14 protein-coding genes and 1 pseudogene are annotated in these 19,233 nt (G+C 31.9%); 11 read left to right on the top strand and 4 right to left on the bottom strand.

Going from position 1 to position 19,233, the window contains the following annotated elements:
- Window positions 1-129: 129 nt before the first annotated feature.
- From ilvA to RCH18_RS07430, 4 genes and pseudogenes are all read left to right on the top strand, one after another.
- Window positions 130-1,373, top strand: a pseudogene (gene ilvA, locus RCH18_RS07445) (threonine ammonia-lyase IlvA).
- Window positions 1,374-1,431: 58 nt separating this feature from the next.
- Window positions 1,432-1,830, top strand: a complete 399-nt coding sequence (locus tag RCH18_RS07440) for a group III truncated hemoglobin (protein ID WP_326936122.1) — start codon at window positions 1,432-1,434, stop codon at window positions 1,828-1,830.
- Window positions 1,831-1,857: 27 nt separating this feature from the next.
- The gene (locus tag RCH18_RS07435; RefSeq protein WP_326936121.1) at window positions 1,858-2,991 is read left to right on the top strand and encodes an esterase-like activity of phytase family protein; all 1,134 of its coding nucleotides are present in this window, start codon (window positions 1,858-1,860) and stop codon (window positions 2,989-2,991) included.
- A 308-nt stretch (window positions 2,992-3,299) separates the two neighbouring features.
- Window positions 3,300-5,039 (top strand): aromatic amino acid hydroxylase, encoded by a 1,740-nt coding sequence (locus tag RCH18_RS07430; RefSeq protein ID WP_326936120.1) that lies wholly within the window; start codon window positions 3,300-3,302, stop codon window positions 5,037-5,039.
- 273 nt (window positions 5,040-5,312) lie between these two features.
- On the opposite strand, the gene RCH18_RS07425 is transcribed toward RCH18_RS07430, so the two are convergent.
- From RCH18_RS07425 to alaS, 3 genes are all read right to left on the bottom strand, one after another.
- On the bottom strand, window positions 5,313-5,933 hold the full coding sequence (locus tag RCH18_RS07425) for a DUF4230 domain-containing protein (RefSeq protein ID WP_326936119.1): 621 nt from the start codon (window positions 5,931-5,933) through the stop codon (window positions 5,313-5,315).
- Window positions 5,934-5,935: 2 nt separating this feature from the next.
- A complete protein-coding gene (locus RCH18_RS07420) occupies window positions 5,936-6,892 on the bottom strand; it encodes a GSCFA domain-containing protein (protein WP_326936118.1) in 957 nt (318 codons plus the stop codon).
- A gap of 748 nt (window positions 6,893-7,640) precedes the next feature.
- Window positions 7,641-10,301: an alanine--tRNA ligase gene (gene alaS / locus RCH18_RS07415; protein WP_326936117.1), complete on the bottom strand. Its 2,661-nt coding sequence runs from the start codon at window positions 10,299-10,301 to the stop codon at window positions 7,641-7,643.
- A 328-nt stretch (window positions 10,302-10,629) separates the two neighbouring features.
- Between alaS and RCH18_RS07410 the strand changes: the two genes are divergently transcribed.
- From RCH18_RS07410 to RCH18_RS07380, 7 genes are all read left to right on the top strand, one after another.
- Window positions 10,630-11,607: a peptidoglycan DD-metalloendopeptidase family protein gene (locus RCH18_RS07410; protein ID WP_326936116.1), complete on the top strand. Its 978-nt coding sequence runs from the start codon at window positions 10,630-10,632 to the stop codon at window positions 11,605-11,607.
- 58 nt (window positions 11,608-11,665) lie between these two features.
- Window positions 11,666-11,998 carry a MerR family transcriptional regulator gene (locus tag RCH18_RS07405; RefSeq protein ID WP_326936115.1) on the top strand — a complete coding sequence of 111 codons (333 nt, stop codon included), beginning with the start codon at window positions 11,666-11,668 and terminating at the stop codon, window positions 11,996-11,998.
- 63 nt (window positions 11,999-12,061) lie between these two features.
- Entirely contained in the window at window positions 12,062-12,649 is a 588-nt protein-coding gene (locus tag RCH18_RS07400; protein ID WP_326936114.1) for a LemA family protein, read from the top strand.
- Between the two features lie 94 nt (window positions 12,650-12,743).
- Window positions 12,744-13,181, top strand: a complete 438-nt coding sequence (locus tag RCH18_RS07395; RefSeq protein WP_326936113.1) for a TPM domain-containing protein — start codon at window positions 12,744-12,746, stop codon at window positions 13,179-13,181.
- Window positions 13,181-13,984: a TPM domain-containing protein gene (locus tag RCH18_RS07390; RefSeq protein ID WP_326936112.1), complete on the top strand. Its 804-nt coding sequence runs from the start codon at window positions 13,181-13,183 to the stop codon at window positions 13,982-13,984. The genes RCH18_RS07395 and RCH18_RS07390 overlap by 1 nt, the downstream gene beginning before the upstream one ends.
- A 242-nt stretch (window positions 13,985-14,226) precedes the next feature.
- Complete coding sequence (locus tag RCH18_RS07385; protein ID WP_326936111.1) at window positions 14,227-14,454, top strand: hypothetical protein; 228 nt, start codon at window positions 14,227-14,229, stop codon at window positions 14,452-14,454.
- Between the two features lie 663 nt (window positions 14,455-15,117).
- Window positions 15,118-16,230, top strand: a complete 1,113-nt coding sequence (locus RCH18_RS07380; protein WP_326936110.1) for a formylglycine-generating enzyme family protein — start codon at window positions 15,118-15,120, stop codon at window positions 16,228-16,230.
- Window positions 16,231-16,362: 132 nt separating this feature from the next.
- On the opposite strand, the gene RCH18_RS07375 is transcribed toward RCH18_RS07380, so the two are convergent.
- Complete coding sequence (locus RCH18_RS07375; RefSeq protein ID WP_326936109.1) at window positions 16,363-19,152, bottom strand: outer membrane beta-barrel protein; 2,790 nt, start codon at window positions 19,150-19,152, stop codon at window positions 16,363-16,365.
- Between the last annotated feature and the right edge of the window lie 81 nt (window positions 19,153-19,233).

The following is a 19,233-nucleotide window of genomic DNA, read 5'->3' as shown; positions in this document are numbered from 1 at the left end:
TTGACATAGGGAAGGGGCGTTTTATGGAGAACCTCAAAGGTAATTTTTTGAGGGATAAAAACTCCTTCCCTTTTTAATCGTTTAGGACGCTATTGGTGTAAAAATACAAAGCTTCTAAAAAAAACAATTATGAATATATTTCAACAAGTAGTAGCAGCAAAAAAATAATTAGAAGGAGTTGTATCACCTACTCCGCTGATAACAAGCATGAATCTTTGAGATGAATTCAGTGTATATATTTTTAAAAAGGGAAGATTTATAAGTCGTTCATTCTTATAAAATAAGAAGTGCTTATAACAAAATGAGCATATTAACTACAGTCGAAAAAGATTAAGGAGTAATTTGCGCAAGCGCTGGAAATCATGCACAAGGCGTAGCTTACTCTTTTAATTTATTAAAGATATAAGGCAAAATGTATATGCCTAAAACAACACCTAAACAAAAAGTAAAGCAAGTACAATTATTTGGAAAATCTTTTTTTGAAATTGTATTAATAGGTGACACAGTTGATGATGCTTAGGCTAAAGCCGCAGAAGACGCTTTAGAAAATAATATTATATTTGTAAACCCTTTTGACGATTTAAAAGTAATTGATGGTCAAGATACAGCGGGTTTAGAGATTTTAGAAGCTTTTACAGAACCTATCGATTATGTTTTTGTAGCCATTGGCGGCGGCGGCTTAGCCACTGGACTATCAGAAGTGTTTAAAGAATTAAGTCCCAACACGAAAATTATAGGCGTGGAACCAGAAGGTGCTCCATCGATGAAAATATCTATAGCTAACGGAATAAATACAGCATTAGAAAGCATTGATAAATTTGTAGATGGTGCTGCTGTAAAACAAGTAGGTAGCATTACTTTTGAAATTTGCAAAAAAAATCTTGAAGATATTATTTTAGTTCCCGAAGGGAAAGTCTGCACCATTATTTTGCGCTTATATAATGAGGAGGCCATGGTTGTTAAAGCTGCTGGCGCATTATCTATTGCCGCACTTGACTTCTATAAAGATGAAATAAAAGGAAAAAATGTAGTGTGCATTATAAGCGGAAATAACAATGACATCGAAAGAACCGCTTAAATAAAAGAGCGTTCTTTATTATACGTAGGTTTGATTCATTATTTCATGATTCCGTTTCCCCAACGACCAGGCTCGCTAAAGGAATTTGTAAATGACATTCTTGGACCAGATGATGACATTACTTATTTTCAATTTACTAAAAAGAACAGTCCTGAAGTTGGACCTGCAGTAGTTGGACTAGAATTAAAAAAACAAAAATGACATAATAGATATTAAATTAAAAATGAAAAATAAAGGATTTGAATTCAAATACCTTAACGAAAGACAGGATTTGTTAACGCAATTAATTGGATAAAAAAATCTCCTTTCCTTAATTATGGCCTACCTTTGTGTAGGCTTTTTTACACTAAATTATGACTGAACTTACCGATATTAAAACATTAGAAAACATTAAACTACTTGTAAATACTTTTTATTCCAAGGTGCAAAAAGACGAGTTGATCGGACCTATATTTAATGAAAAAATAGGAAATGGTTGGCCAGAACATCTCGAGAAAATGTATCGTTTTTGGCAAACTATTCTACTAAGCGAGCACTCCTATTCTGGTAGTCCCTTTCCTCCGCACAAACAATTACCAATTGACAAAGAACATTTTGATCGCTGGATGGACATTTTTACGGCAACTACTGATAGTTTGTTTTCCGGCGCGATTGCTGAGGAAGCAAAATTTAGAGCAAAAAATATGGCTGAAATGTTCAATTACAAAATTGACTATTTTAGAAACGCTGCAAGAAATAATCCTCACAACTGATCTCTACTTTAAAAAAGAATAATTATAATGCGTAAACTTGTTTTTACAATTTTCTCTATCTCGATATTATTTTCTTGTTCCAATTTAAGGCAAGAAAGCCATAACAATACAATTCCTCAATTAAAATTTATCAATACGATTGAAATTCCATTCAATCAAGGGTTTAAGAGCACTAAAATTGGTGGACTTTCCGGGATTGATTATGACAAGAAAAAGAACCTTTATTATATTATTTGTGATGAAAGATCACAAGAAAATCTCTCGCGTTTTTATACTGCCAAAATTAATATGACTGGTGACCAACTAAAAGCTATTGATTTTCAAGAAACACACACTTTAAAGAATCAGCATGGAAAAACTTTTGGGAACTGGCTTACTACGCCAGACACTTCTGTTGATCCAGAAGATATTCGATATAATCCTAAATCAAATACGTTGATTTGGAGCAGTGAAGGTGCTCGAGTAATAACAGCTGCTAAAACTGTATTGCAAAACCCATCTATTAATTTTATGGATCTTAATGGTAATTTTACTGATAAAGTGGTATTACCTGTAAATCTTGAAATGCAAAAAGACCAAAGAGGACCTAGAAATAATGGGACACTTGAAGGGATTACTTTTGACAAAAAATATAAAAATATTTATACCGCTTTAGAAGAACCATTATTTAATGATGGAAATCCGTCTACCATAAGTACTGGCGGATTAATTCGTTTTTACAAATTTAATAGCACCACAAGAAGAAACACAGCTCAATACGGCTATAAGTTAGAGCCAATTGCTCGTGAACCAAATCCAAAAGGCACTTTTGGTGTTAATGGTGTTGCCGCTATTCAATATTATAAAAAAAATCAGTTTTTAGTGCTTGAGCGCTCCTACTCTACAGGAACGCAAGCTTGTACGATAAAATTATTTTTATGTGATTTCAAAAAAGCTACGAACGTTAAAAATTACGACTCTTTACTAAATCAAACAGTAGAATTAGCTTCTAAAAAATTAGTACTAAATATGGAAGATTTAGGAATATTTACAGACAATATTGAAGGATTAACTTTTGGACCAAAATTAGCCAACGGAAATCGTTCTTTGATTTTTATTTCAGATAACAATTTCTCAGCAACTCAAAAAACTCAGATTTTACTATTTGAGTTTGTGGAATAGCAGATTATTTTTCAACATTCTAATATAATGGCTTTTCAACATTTTGAATAAATTCTACATCGAACTGAATAACCTAAAAATTTAAAAACATTTTATTGTTAAATAAATTTTGAGGTTTAAATTTCATAGCCCAGATAGCGATGAAAATCATTTTGCAAAAAAGCTATTTTTGTTACCGTAAAAAAGCAACCAAAGAAAACTCTTTTTACGGTTTACAAAAATAGCTTTTTTTGCAAAATCTTGTAATGGATAGCTGGAAATAGCTTCTTTAAGTTGTACTTTTGCTAGAACACTACAACGTTTTCGATATGAACTCAACTATAGAAAGTAATCCTTTATTAGACCGATTGCCACAACACTTGAATCAATTTATTAAGCCGCAAGATTACACGGATTATTCCCCTATAAATCAAGCAGTTTGGCGTTATGTAATGCGCAAAAATGTAAATTATTTGTCAAAAGTTGCGCATTGCTCCTATCTTGATGGATTAAAAAAAACTGGGATTGAAGTGAATAATATTCCTAGTATGTATGGCATGAACCGAATTCTAACCGATATTGGGTGGGCAGCGGTTGCAGTTGATGGCTTTATACCGCCAAATGCATTCATGGAATTTCAGGCCTACAATGTGTTAGTTATTGCATCTGATATTCGCCAGCTTGAACATATAGAATACACGCCTGCACCAGATATTATTCATGAAGGTGCTGGACATGCTCCTATTATTGCTAATCCAGAATATGCTGAATACTTAAGACGTTTTGGAGAAATAGGATGCAAAGCCATTTCATCACACAAGGATTATCAAATGTACGAATCCATCCGACTACTATCTATATTAAAAGAAGCTGAAAACACTCCACAAGCAGACATTAATGCTGCCGAGAAGGCAGTGGAAGATTTACAAAATAATATGGGAGAGTTGTCTGAAATGGCTCAAATTAGAAACCTACATTGGTGGACAGTAGAATATGGTTTGATAGGTACGGTAGAGAATCCAAAAATATATGGTGCAGGTTTGCTTTCCTCTATTGGCGAAAGTGCGCATTGTATGACTAATAAAGTCAAAAAAATACCTTATGATCTAACGGCAGCAAACCAGAATTTTGACATTACACAATTACAACCACAACTATACGTCACTCCTGATTTTGCTTATTTAAGCTTAGTTTTAGAGGAGTTTGCTAATAAAATGGCATTACGCACAGGAGGTTTGTCAGGAATAAATAAACTCATACAATCAAGCGCATTAGGAACTATTGAATTAAGTACTGGCCTACAAATTTCGGGAGTTTTTACGAATGTTATCGCAGCGGATGGAAAACCAGTTTATATTCAAACTACAGGAAAAACGGCATTAGCATACAGAGAAAAGGAATTGGTAGGTCACGGTACTAATAAGCATTTGGGCGGTTTTGGAAGTCCTATTGGTAAACTAAAAGGTATTAATCTTGCTATTGAAGATATGAGTCCACGGGATTTAAGTGCTTATTCAATCACTGAAAACCAAACGGTAACTTTAGATTTTGAAGGAGATATTACCGTGAAAGGAGATATTATAACTGGTTCTAGAAATTTACATGGAGAGATTATATTAATTAGTTTTAAAGACTGTACTGTAACTCACGGGGAAAACATTTTATTTGAACCAGAATGGGGAATTTATGATATGGCTGTCGGTAAAAAGCTAATTTCGGCCTTTTCAGGTCCTGCTGATGTAAATAGTTTTGATTTGATTTCGCATATACCATCTAGCAAAACTATAAAAGCACAACGAACCGCGGAACGTGATGACTTAGCTCTTTTATATCAAACTGTACGAATTAGTCGTGAATCCAAAGACACAAGCAGTAATGTAATTCCAATTTTTGAAAAACTTAAAGTAAATCATCCTAATGATTGGTTATTAGCTGTTGAAATTGCAGAACTTTTAAAGGAAAGAAACGAACCTGAACTTTTACAAGAAGTAATGGATTATCTTGAAACTTTGCAGCAACGACGACCAGAAGTAGCGCACCTGATTAGCGGTGGACTTGATTTGATTTAATTTTTTAAAAATAAATAGACTGCGCTTTCGGATATTAGTAGAAGCATAACAAGTTAAACTTATACTTAAAAAGAGTAGAAATTAGACACTAATCTCACGAAAAACACGAATTTGGATAGTGGAGAATTACACGAATTTTCCAAAAGTAAAAACTAAATTTTTTTCTTTTAAAAGCACTAACATTGATACCAATTCGTGTGATTTTTGACAAATAAATAAACCGCAGATTCGCAGATTTTAAATTAATCTGCCAATCTGCGGTTTTCTTATAAATTATAATTTAATTTGTCGTCCAAATTCTTTCTCATTCTCAATTACTTTGCCTTCGTATTTTAATGTCCAACCTAATTGGCTAGTTGTAATAAGTAATTTAGATAATTCACTAATTAAACGATTTTGAGCATTCGTTTTTAAAGTAGATTTTTCGATTTTTTTAGCTAAGTTCGCTTTGACTGATTTATTAATTTTATTGTAATCATCACCGGTAAAAGGATTTAATTTACTTTGCTCCACGTCATAAAACTTAATATCTGGGCTTATTTTTATCTCTTCTTTTGGAATAAAAACAATAGTGATGGTTTTATTTTGTTCGTCAATATCATATTTCATTTTTTGTAAATCGTAAGCCACAGTCACATCTGCATTGACTATCACAAGTGCCTTTTTCTCGAAAGAAAGCATATCTAATAAATATTTTTGCTGATTTTTATAGGTTATCACTTCTGAAAAATGTCCCTCGGTAACAATTAATTTACCTACATTTAAAATCTGCTCTTGGATTAAACCTGCGCTATCAATTGTTGTAGTATCATCGGGTTTCTTGAAATCACAATATTTGAACAATAAAAATATTGCTGCAATTATTCCTATTCCTATAAGTATTCTTCTTAACATAATTAAAATTTCATAAATGAGTATTGGTTCTCCAATTTAGTGATTTTTTCGCTCAATTTAGCCAAGAATTTCAAATGACTTTCAGATTTTGGATTAAAAGGTCTATGAGAAAGACTTTTTTGGATATTTTCAACCTCATCCATTGTGGTAAATAGTGTTTCTGAAATGGAAGTTTCTTTAAAACGCTCCCAAATATAATCAACTGCTATTGAACTAGGATGTAACATATCGTCACTATAAAAACGATAATCTCGTAGTTCATCCATCATGATTTCATAACTCGGAAAGTATTCTAAGTTCAAATTAAATTCACTATTATGTATAATCTGATGGACTGAAGCAATCAAATTAGCCTTACTCCATTGATTTTCTGAAAAACCATCTTTTATATGACGAACTGGAGAAATGGTAAAAATAATACTGCAATTAGGATTTACTTTTTCAATTAAGCGAATTGTATTATCAATAGATTTTTGAATGGTTTCTATCGTTAAAATAGATTTCTCAAATTTCTTTTGAGGTACTTTATGGCAATTGGCAACAATTTCATTGCTTTCACTATCTTTATAAACCCAAGAAGTTCCATAAGTAATTATAATGTGCGAAGCTTGTTTTACGGCTAATCTAGTTGAAATAATTATCGAGTTTAATGATGATAGCAATTCTTTTTTATCCGCATTACTTAAATCAGAATGCGCATCGAAACAATGCCAAAGTTCACTATGAAAGAAGATATCTTTTTCAGTGAATTCCTTTCCAGAAATTGCAAAATCAATAAATTTTTCAATCGCTAAAGGGTGAAATAAAATTCCAAATGGATTGCAAGTATTTTGAAACTTAAAGTAGTCAAATTTCTCGGCCATATTTACAGCAAAACAAGAGCCTATTGATATAATTTTGGAATTATAATCTATCGGTTTTTTTAAATGTTTTATAGGGATTTTAGTTGTGAATTGCATATTTTAAAGTTCGTCAACACTTATATTGATTATAAATCTTAATTTCTTGTTCGTTTAGTGGATTAGGTATTAATTAAAATACTTCTGCATCGTCATTAATGCCTTTGAAATAACCAAGTTGCATTTTAAAAAGTTTTTCAGAAAATTGGTCGTGCTTTTCGTAACCAAATTTTGAATTAATTTTTTAATTTTTAACTTTTTTCTAGATATCGTTCTTTCGTAGATCAGCTAATTTAAATAAATCAAAATCGATCAATTCACGATGGCCAGTATGCAAAGCAATCGCCGTACTATCAACCAAATAATATTCTCTTTCGAATTTGCTAATGAATGATAGTAAGTCTTTTTGATTTTGATTTAAAATTTAAAGATGCATATTTCGTTACAATTAATCCCAAATAATTAAAATTTCTAAGTGATAATTTCCAATTTTCCTATCGGTGATTCCCTCGTAAACAACCTTTAATTCTGGGAACCCAATAATTTTAATGAGCTCTTTTACATCTTCTCATGTGCCGTATTTAAAAACAAATTCTACCAAGACTTCGTTGCCAATATCTTGGGTCTTATCTTTCTTAATGTACCAACAAAGATTTTTATTCTTTTCTAAAATTCGGCTCTTGTCGTTAAATTTATCGTTTAAAATAACTCCTTTAGTGCAGATTCTTCTAAAAAAGGCATACTTAAAAATAAGTAAATAATTGACTTTTTATCACAAATCTGAAATAAATCCCGAGACTTCAAGACGTTAATCTGCAATCAAAAATTCTTTAGCTTCCTGTAATGCTTCTTTAATTCCCGCAACATTTTTTCCTTTTCCGGAGGCGAAAAACGGTTGTCCACCACCATTACCATCAATTAATTTTCCTAATTCTCTTATCACATTGCCTGCATTAAGTTTCTTTTCAGCAACTAATTCTTTAGAAATATAACAATGTATATTAGGTAAACCATTTTCAATTGAAGCCAAAAACACAAATGAATTTGGTTTTGAACTTCCAATTGCCATAGCCAAATCTTTTGTGGCATTCATAGACAAATCTACTTGTGTAGATAAAAAATTGATTCCATTGATTGTGACAAAGTCAGCAACTAAATTATTTTTTAAACCTTCAATTTTTTCTTTTATTAATTGCTCAATTTCCTTTTTGAATTTAGCATTTTCTTCTTGCATCGAATGAACCGCTTTCAAAACATCTTGAGGATTTTTTAAGACTGCTTTTACTTCATTCAGCATGTTTTCCTGAGAAGCATAAAACGCTTTTACTGCTTCACTGGTAATCGCTTCAATACGGCGAATTCCAGCTGCAACAGCTCCTTCAGAAACAATTTTGAAGTTCCATATTTCAGACGTGTTTTGTACGTGAATACCTCCGCATAATTCCATGCTTTCGCCAAATTTAATTGCACGAACATGATCACCATATTTCTCGCCAAATAAAGCCATTGCTCCTTCTTCTGCTGCTTGAGCAAAAGGAATATTTCTTCTTTCAATAAGCGGCAATTGCTCTTGAATTCTAGTATTTACAAAATCTTCCACTTGTTGTAATTCTGTATTTGTCATTTTACTAAAATGAGAAAAGTCAAAACGTAAATAATTTGGATTTACTAAAGAACCTTTTTGCTCCACATGAGTCCCCAGAACACTTCTCAAAGCTTGGTGCATCAAATGTGTAGCCGAATGATTTCTAGATGTCGATGTTCTTAATTCAGTATTAACCTTTGCAACAAAATTAGTTTCTATATTTTCAGGTAGTTGCCTAGTAAAATGCAGAATTAGATTATTTTCTTTTTTGGTATCAATAATTTCAATCTTTTCATTAGCAGAAATTAATGTTCCTTTATCACCCACTTGTCCTCCTCCTTCTGGATAGAATGGTGTATTATCTAAAACAATTTGGTATAGAATACCATCTTTTTTACTATCTACTTTGCGAATTCTAGTGATTTTAACTTCATTTTCAGTTTGATCATAGCCCACAAATGTTTCTACATTACCAGCAATTAAAACAGACCAGTCTTCTGTTGAAACCTCTGATGCAGCACGAGAACGAGCTTTTTGAGCTTGCATTGAAGCATCAAATTCAGCTTCATTAAATGACATCCCTTTTTCTTTTAAGATTAAAGCTGTCAAATCTTTTGGAAAACCAAAAGTATCGTACAATTCAAATGCTTTAGCACCTGATATGGTTTGTAAATTCTCTGCAGGAATAACTTTTGCATTATCAACAATCACTTTATCTAATAATTGTAAGCCCAAATCTAATGTTCTTAAAAAAGATGCTTCTTCTTCTCGAATTACATTTGTCACAAAAGTTTCCTGTGCTTTAATTTCGGGAAAAAACGCTCCCATTTGGTTTGCTAAAACGCCTACCAATTGATTAATAAAAGGTTCTTTAGTATCTAAAAATGTAAAGCCGTAACGAATAGCACGACGTAATATTCTACGTATTACGTATCCTGCTCCAGTATTTGAAGGTAATTGACCGTCAGCAATTGCAAATGCTACCGCTCGCAAGTGATCTACAATTACGCGAATAGCAATATTAGTTTTCTCTTCAGCGGCACTCGCAATGACAGAATTATTAATATACTTCAATCCCGTGATTTGAGTAACTTTTTCAATAAGTGGCGTAAAAACGTCAGTGTCATAATTAGATGTTACTCCTTGTAGCGCCATACACAAACGCTCAAATCCCATTCCGGTATCAACATGTTTTGCGGGTAATTTTTCAAGAGAACCATCAGCTTTACGATTGAATTCCATAAATACATTGTTCCAGATTTCAACAACTTGTGGGTGATCATTATTCACTAAACTTTTCCCTGAAACCATTGCTTTTTCTTCAGCAGTTCGTAAATCAACATGAATTTCTGAACAAGGACCACAAGGACCTTGATCACCCATTTCCCAAAAATTATCTTTTTTATTTCCAAGGATAATTCGGTCTTCATCTATTAATTCCTTCCATATATCCCAAGCTTCTTGATCAAATGGTACATTTTCCTCGTCACTCCCTTCAAAAACAGAAACGTAAATATTTTCTTTTGGGATTTTATAAACTTCAGTCAGAAGTTCCCAAGCCCAATTGATTGCCTCTTTTTTGAAATAATCGCCAAAAGACCAATTGCCAAGCATTTCAAACATGGTATGATGATAGGTGTCAAAACCCACATCCTCTAAGTCATTGTGTTTTCCTGAAACACGAAGACATTTTTGGGTATCGGCAATTCTGCTACTTTTTGGCGTGGCATTCCCCAGAAAATATTCTTTGAACTGCGCCATTCCTGAATTATTAAACATCAAGGTGGGATCATCTTTAAGAACTATGGGTGCTGAAGGAACTATTAAATGGCCTTTAGAAGCAAAAAAATCGAGAAATTGTTTACGTACGTCTTGTGATTTCATGTTTTTAATTAGAAAATTAATCAATATGATAAGTAGCAAATTTGAAAATTTGAAAATTTTCTAATCGGTTAATTATGTAAATTATTTTGTCCAAATTCAGGTATAAAGCTCTTTGCTTTTAAAATATTATTTTCTTAGAATGACAGAGCGACGGATGAAGCTACTGATGGATTGTTAAAAAAATAATTCAAGATATAAACTTGCAACTGTTAACTGTATTAGGTATTCGATAATAATTATTTTTAAAAAATAGCGTTACAAATGAAACATTTCCTAAATTTGTTCGCCTAATCTTTTTACAATGTGCAAAAATAGGATATTTTAAAATATGTCGAAAGTAAAATATTATTACGATTCTGAAAATCTCGCTTATCGCAAAATTAATACACGAAAAAGAAAAAAATTTGGTGTTTTTATGCTTTTTTTATTAGCGGCTGCATTATTCGGTTTACTTAGTTTTATAATTTTATTAAACACTCCATATTTTGAAACTCCAAAAGATAGATTACAAGCGCGAGAAATTGAAAATCTAAAAATAAATTATGCTCTTCTAAATAAAAAAATGGACCAAGTAAATAATGTTATCGCTGCTATTGAGGACCGTGACAATAATTTATATCGTGTCTATTTTAATAAAATGGCTATTCCTGATTCTATTCGAAAAGTGGGTTTGCCTGGAATAAATAGATATAAGTTATTAGAAGGTTATGATAATTCGCAGTTAGTTTCAAACACTACAAAAAGGATGGATGTAATTGCTAAAGAATTAGCAGTGCAGTCTAAATCGTTAGATGACATATTGAAATTGGCTGATGCAAAAAGTGATTTTTTGGCAGCTATTCCTGCCATTCAGCCTGTTAGAAATGAAAATTTAAAACGCATGGCTTCTGGTTTTGGTTATAGAACAGATCCTTTTACAAAAGTAAAAAAAATGCACCAAGGAATGGATTTCACAGCAAAAACGGGCACTCCTATTTACGCTACTGGTGATGGCGTAGTTACTAAGGCTGATAATTCTGCTTCTGGATATGGAAATCATATTGTGATTCGGCATGGATTTGGATACGAAACACTTTATGCTCATTTAAGCAAATACAAGTCTAGAGCAGGTCAGCGCGTAAAAAGAGGCGATATTATTGGTTACGTAGGGAGTACAGGTAGATCAGAAGCGCCGCATTTACATTATGAAGTGCATAAAGATGGCAAAGTTGTAAATCCATTAAACTTTTATTACGGAAATATTTCAGCGGTAGAATATGTAGCTATTGCGCATTTAGCTAATCAAGAAAACCAATCTTTAGATTAATGCTTTAAATTTGTATATTTATTATGAAGTTTTTTAGAAAATAGATAAAATTAAAAAAATGCATATTGAACTCTCAAAAGATAAAAGATATTACAGTATTGGCGAAGTAGCAAAGGCGTTCCATGTAAATACTTCACTTATAAGATTTTGGGATAGTGAATTTGATGTTTTGAAACCTAGAAAGAATGCGAAGGGAAATAGAATGTTTACCCCAGAGGATATTACAAATTTACAATTGATTTATCATCTCGTCAAAGAAAGAGGTTTTACTCTTGAAGGCGCTAAGATTCATTTAAAAGAAGGTCAGAAAAAGATTTTAAACAATTTTGACATCATTAAAAAGTTAGAAACGATTAGAGTAGAATTAATTAATATCAAAAACGAATTATAAATAATAAAGTAGAGAAACAATAAAAAAATAGAAAACTAAACATTAAACTTAAATTAAATACACATGAAAAGATTTTTGCCTTGGATAATTGGAGCAGTAGTAATTTTTGCATTTTATAGCTGGTTTAAAGGAATTAATAACACGGCTGTCGTTTTAAATCAAAATGTAGAGCAATCTTGGGGAGATGTTCAAACTGCTTACCAGAGAAGAAATGATCTTATAGGGAATTTAGTAAATACAGTAAAGGGAGCTGCTGAATTTGAAAAGAGCACCTTGACTGCAGTAATTGAAGCTCGATCAAAAGCTACATCTGTTAAAATAGATCCTGCAAACATTACTGCAGAACAATTAGCTGAATTCAATAAAGCGCAAAGTGGAGTGAGCAGTTCGCTGTCTAGATTATTAGTAACTGTAGAAGCTTACCCTGATTTGAAAGCCAACCAAAATTTTCTAAAACTTCAAGATGAATTAGCAAGTACTGAGAACCAAATTTTAACCGCTCGTACCCGTTTTAATGAAGCAGTTAAACCTTATAATTCTCATATCAAAACTTTCCCAAATAGTATGTTTGCTGGAATTTTTGGATTTAATGAAAAAGCATATTTTAATGCTGTAGAAGGCGCAGATAGACCAGTAGAAGTAACATTCTAAAAACAATGATTTCTCTAATAGTTGATTGACGATTTTTGATTCAGAAAATAAATTCCAAATCAAAAATCGTTAATCATCATTTAAATATTTTTCAATGTCAAAAGTAGAATATTTCTTAACTAAAGAAGATGAGCAGGAAATTGTTGAATCCATTCGCATGGCTGAAAAAAACACTTCCGGTGAAATAAGAATTCACATGGAAAAAACAACCTCACTAGATCCCTATGATCGTGCTATGGAAATTTTTAACGAACTTAAAATGGACGCAACTGAACTTCAAAATGGAGTATTGATATATTTAGCTGTTGAGGATCGCAATTTTGTCATTTGTGGAGACAAAGGGATTAATGATGTTGTTGAAACTGATTTTTGGAATTCTACTCGCGATGTAATGGTTAGTCACTTCAAAAATGGAAATTTTAAGCAAGGTCTTGTAGATGGAATTACTAGAGCTGGAGAACAGTTGCAGCGTTATTTCCCATATTTAAAAGGGGATGAAAATGAATTATCAAACGAAATATCTAAAGGATAATGTTATTACATAAAAAAAATGCAATAGTTTTTTTGAAGCTATTTGTTTTATTGTTTTTTACCCAAATTAATTTTGCACAATATACAATCCCTGAAAAACCTAGTCTACAAACATCTGTTTATGACTATGCTAATGTTTTAAGTGCAAATGAAAAAGCGCAGTTAGAGCAAAAATTAATTAGTTATTCCGATTCAACCACTACTCAAATTGTTGTAATTACTATTGAAAGCCTACAAAATGAAAATGTAAGTCAATTAGCTACAAGGTGGGGACAAACTTGGGGAATAGGTGGTACAGAAAAAGATGATAATGGCGTAATTGTTTTACTAGCTAAAGCAGAAAAAAAGATAGCCATTAATCCAGGTTACGGATTAGAAGACCGATTAACTGCAGGTCTTGGTGGTGAAATAATTAGAAATATTATCATACCTGAATTTAAAGCAGGAAGTTTTTACACTGGTTTAGATAAGGGTACTAACGCATTAATTGATGTATTTAAAGGAAAATATAAAGGGGAGCGTAAAAAGAAACAGGAAAAAAGTTTTCCGATACTTCCTTTAATAATCATTATTGTAATAATAATTGCTCTAATATCAAGAAATAAAGGCGGTGGTGGCAATTCTGGAAATAGCGGCGGTGGACTAAATTTATTAGATGTGCTTATACTAAGCAGCCTTGGCAGAAGCGGCGGAGGTGGGGGCTTTGGTGGTTCCTCTGCTGGCGGCGGATTTGGTGGAGGCGGTTTCGGTGGCGGATTTGGTGGAGGAGGTTTCTCTGGCGGTGGATCTAGTGGAGGCTGGTAATATTAAATTTTATTTATCTATTAATACAAAAGGCTGCATTTATGTAGCCTTTTGTATTAATAAAATTTTAAATAATCTAAGTTGTATATATAGCTCTTAAAAAACTGTAGATAAGCGTTAAAAATGCAGTAAAAAATAAAGATGTTTATAAAAATCGTAAAACACATATAAATTTAATTTAAATTTAACATAAATACCGTATTCAAAGCTTAACTTTAAACAAAATAAGAAAATTAAATATTATGAAAAATTTCGCCATAAAATTAGTCTGGTTTTGTACTTTATTTGTTTTTGTTTTTGCTGGTTTATGTCAAACTAATATTAGTATGCCAGTTCTAATGAGTTTATTTATTGTTGGTAATGTATTAATAGTATTTATGGTTTATAATGTGCTAATTGATAATTATACCACAAAAAAGACATTTAAAAATTGGTATGAAGACAGACCATTAAACATGCTTGATGAATAACAGCTATAATGGTTATGCTATAAATAGCAAGATTATTTAATTTTATTGTGATGCACTTTTTGATTTTATTTAGAGACAAAATGGTAATCACTGTTTAAAATAATTCTACATCTTTTTATATAATATTTTTTTAGTTTTATTTTAGTTGGCTTTGTAGTGAGCATTGCAAGCCTCATAATAGAAGATATTTTTCTATTATGAGGCTTTATTTATTACAGTTATTAGAAAATGATAGTGAATTACTTATCAACTTATAAAAAATGCTGTTTGTATTTTATTGCTAATCCAAAACTCATTGTATTTGTAGTGATGAGATAGTTGCTAAAAAGCTACTTTATAAGTGCTAAATAATTTTTTTAAAGAAATGAAAAACTACCAATTCAACTACTTTTTGGAGTAAAAACATTTTGATTCAATAAATTATAAACATTATGTTTTGTATAAAATAACTGTTTATCAATTGAAGTGATAGAACTCAATTTTGTTTATACAGTTACGGAGGTACTATTTTAAGCGATTAATACATAAAATATGCAAACACCTCTGAAATTTCACAATTATTAAATAAAATAAAAGTCCTAAGACAGTAAAGATTAATTATTTTTGTAAAATACAATATAACAATTAGCGAAAATAAAATTTATCTATAGATTAAATCAAAAAATGAAACATTATACAATTACTTTAGTCTTCTTATTAACTTTAAATGCTTGCAAGAATAAAGAGGAAAATAAAATAGCGATAGGAAGTGCAGAAGCAATGAGCTGTGAGTCATCACTCCCTTCAAGATTTTCTACTAATTATACCACAGATTCTATTGCTCCTTCAAAAACAGTTTCATACAATGGAATGGTACAAATTCCTGAAGGAACATTTTTAATGGGCGCTTCAGATGATGAAGGTAGGCAAGATGAATATCCACAACATAAAGTGAAAGTCAATAGTTTCTGGATGGATATAACAGAGGTAACTAATGCTCAATTTGAAAAATTTGTGAAAGCTACTGGATATGTTACCACTGCAGAGATCAAACCTGATTGGGAAGAGATAAAAAAACAACTACCAGCAGGAACTCAAAAACCAGATGAAAGTGTTTTAGTTGCTGCCTCTCTTGTTTTTACGCCTACCAAAATTGCTGTCGATTTAAATGATGCTTCAAAATGGTGGAAGTGGACAACAGCCGCCAGTTGGAAACATCCTGAAGGTCCTAATAGCACGATTAAAGGCAGAGAAAATTATCCCGTGGTACACATCTCTTGGGATGATGCTAATGCTTATGCTAAATGGGCTGGCAAAAGACTACCCACTGAAGCCGAATGGGAATTTGCTTCAAGAGGCGGATTGAACGATCAAAAATATACTTGGGGAAATGAAGACCCAGAAAAAGGAAAACCAAAAGCCAACATTTGGGAAGGGAAATTCCCTTATTTGAATACAAGTCAAGATAAATTTGTAGGAGCTGCACCAGTAAAATCGTTCGCGCCTAATAAATACGGATTATATGATATGGCAGGGAATGTATGGGAATGGTGTAGTGATTGGTACACTCCTGAATACTACAAAGAATTGTATGGTAGCACTACAAACAATCCAAAAGGGCCCTTTAAAAGTTATGATCCAATGGAGCCAACGGTTCCAAAAAGAGTAGTTAGAGGAGGTTCTTTTTTATGTAATGCTTCTTACTGCAAAGGATATCGAGTAACAGCTAGAATGAAATCATCTCCTGATACGGGTTTAAATCATACTGGTTTTAGATGTGTGGCAGACAATAAATAAGAAGTTAAATTAAAAAAATCTAGTTGATAATTCAGATTGGAATATTGATCGATTAAAAACACAAAAAAGTTCCGATTTTCATCGGGACTTTTCGTTTCTACACAATAATTCCAAAAAGAAAGTGTATTTATTCTAGTGAAAAATCATTCTATTACCTCCAGAAGGCTTTTCCTTCATACCAAACTTATTCAGTTTATACGTTAATGAAAACATTACATATCTCTTTAAAACTGTATTTTCTTCGTCGCGAATATTAGTTGGCGAAATAGTTCGAGTAGCACTTTGATTCTGATTTAATAAATCATAAACCTTTACTTTAGCCGTCATTTTTTTATCAAAAAAGCTATACGCTAAACTAGTGTTCCATAAATAAAAATCCTTCTTGAAACCATCTGCAATATTAGAATTATAAGTATATCCAAAATCATTCCCGAAAACCCAATTCTTAGGCCAGTAATTTGTTGTTTGAATATTGAAACGATGAATCACACTTGAGGCTCCGGTAGTTCTATAATTCGTATATTTTGAGTCGTTGTAAGTGAAATTATAAGTTGGCGCTATAGAAAGCAACTCTCCGTAATCGTAAGTAAAGTTGGCTCTTGGATTCAGCCTTACTGTATTGGCTTCGAACATTTCTCCATTAACAAATCCTTTTGACAAACCGTAATTACCGCTAAAACCTACACCATATTTAAAACTATGAGCTTCTCTTTTTGTTGACTTATTCCAGTTTGCTCCAAACCATCCCGAATAGGTTCCAGAAACGTTTTCAAAAGTTGTAGTGCTCTTAATATTAGCATCATAAAGTGTTGAAGAGACTACTTGATCGCCATATAAATTCCCTCCAATATAAATAGAGTAACCAGAACGAGTAGCATAATCAAAATTGCGGAAACTAAAATAACCCCATTGATTGCTACTAGGTTTTAAATTTACATTTCCTCTAACAGTGCTCAGCGGATTTGACAAATCTTCCACAGGCAAAACTTGGTTAGCGTTAGGAAAATCTACATCATAACTATAATTCAGATAGATTGATTTTGATTTAGTAAAACGATATCCTACTCTCGCATTCGCATACGGCAATACATAATTTTTAGACAAACTAGTGGGTAAACCAAGATAAAATGAATTGTTATCAAACTGTGTGATAGATGGTCCAACGTTAGCACTTATATCATATTTTTTCTTGTTGAGAGAAAATCCTGCTTGAGGGCGAAAGGTTGTTGTAGAAGATGTCAAATAATTAGTCAATTCTGGATTCAAATCAGAATAAGATTGAGAACCCGCATTAAAATCAAACGTATTTCTATTATCAGATTTGAATTCGTTACTGTAGTTCATTCCAACTTTTATATTTAAAGAATCCGTTATTGGTTCAGAATATTCAATTTCAGCAACATATTTATCAACTATATTTCTATTTTTTCTAACCTGATCACGAACTATGTCAGGATTAGTACCTTGATAAAATACCGTATTACTTTTATTTAAAGAGCTTAATTCCTCTTTTGAATTATCATTATCGAATGACGCACTTAAAAAACGGCCTTTACGTTTGAATCTTTTATTAAAGTTAATCGCATTACTAAAACTTCCTCTATCACTATCATCAAAACTTTGGGATTTGCTATCATTTATTAATTGTCCGCTGTCATTGAAAGATTTTTCAAAAGAATCATTAGTGAATTTTGAATTCGATTTCATGAATTTTGGACCAACAAAAATAGTTGCAGTCGAGTCTACTATATACTCTAGTTGAAAACTTAAATTATGTCCAAAATTCTCACCGTTTGTTGTCGCTTCTGATTCTCTGGTAATATTTCCTGTTGGTAAAAAAGTAATTACTTTGCTTCTGTTTAAATTATCAGAATTCGAATTGGAGAAAAAATAACTTCCGCTAGTTTCCACATCTTTTATCAGTTCATCAGCATAATTTATACCTACCATATTCGAACGGGTAATTCCATTTCCCGCACCAAAACGATTTCCATTTACCGTAAAAGCACCACCACTGGAGTTGTACGATATCGAACTATTTCGACCACCGCCCATATTATCAAAAATTTCATCCATAGAAAATCCTGTGGAATTGATATTGTTAGAAGAAGCCAATAAACTTATCTTTCTTTTACCCTTAAAATAATTTATCAAAGCACTACTCTCGTAACGATCATCCGTACCATAACCTCCCATAAATCGTCCAAAGAAACCTTTGTTCTTCTTTTCATCGATGGTTAAATTAATACTGGCGTTATTAGAAGTCGAAGCTTCCTTGCTCAATTCTTCTTTCTTAGTTTTGGTATCTGAAATTTGCACTTTATTGATTATGTCTGAAGGCAAACTTTGTAATGCAATTTTTCCATCTTTATCAAAGAATGGTTTTCCATTTACTAAAATCTGATTTACATCTTTTCCATTTACGGTAATTTTACCATCAGTCCCTACTTCTACTCCAGGCAATTGTTTCAATAAGGTTTCTACATTCGCATCAGGGCGAACTTTAAAGGAGGAAGCATTAAATTCTAGGGTATCTTTTTTAATTCGAATAGGTGGCGCATCATTTTTTATCACCACTTCATTCAAATTATTAGCATTTTCGATTAATGACAAAATTGCAAAGTCTTTGCTTTCAGATATTGATGGGATTTCTTTTTTAAAGGTTTCGTAACCCAAATAAGAAATTTTCAAAAAGAAAGGTTTGGTAATTTTTTTGGTATCCATTTTAAAGAAACCATTTTTATCTGAAATCGTATAATCAATAACAGTGGAGTCTTTTACTGAAGTCAAAAATACAGTTGCAGCCTCAATAGGAACTTGAGTTTTTTTATCTAATATTTTGCCTTTAAGACTAATGTTGCTTTGTGCAAATGCGGAAATGCTTAACAAAATTGTTAAGATAAGTAAGTGCTTTTTTGCCATAACTAAAAAATTCGCTGTGATGATTTTCAATCAGCAGCGAATTAAGTTATTTATTTTATAAAAATGATATTTCTTACCTTA

This window comes from Flavobacterium sp. PL11 (assembly GCF_035985025.1).
In the GTDB taxonomy this organism is placed as follows: domain Bacteria; phylum Bacteroidota; class Bacteroidia; order Flavobacteriales; family Flavobacteriaceae; genus Flavobacterium.
The sequence above is the reverse complement of the archived record's forward strand: the minus strand, read 5'-3'. Positions and strand labels throughout refer to the sequence as shown.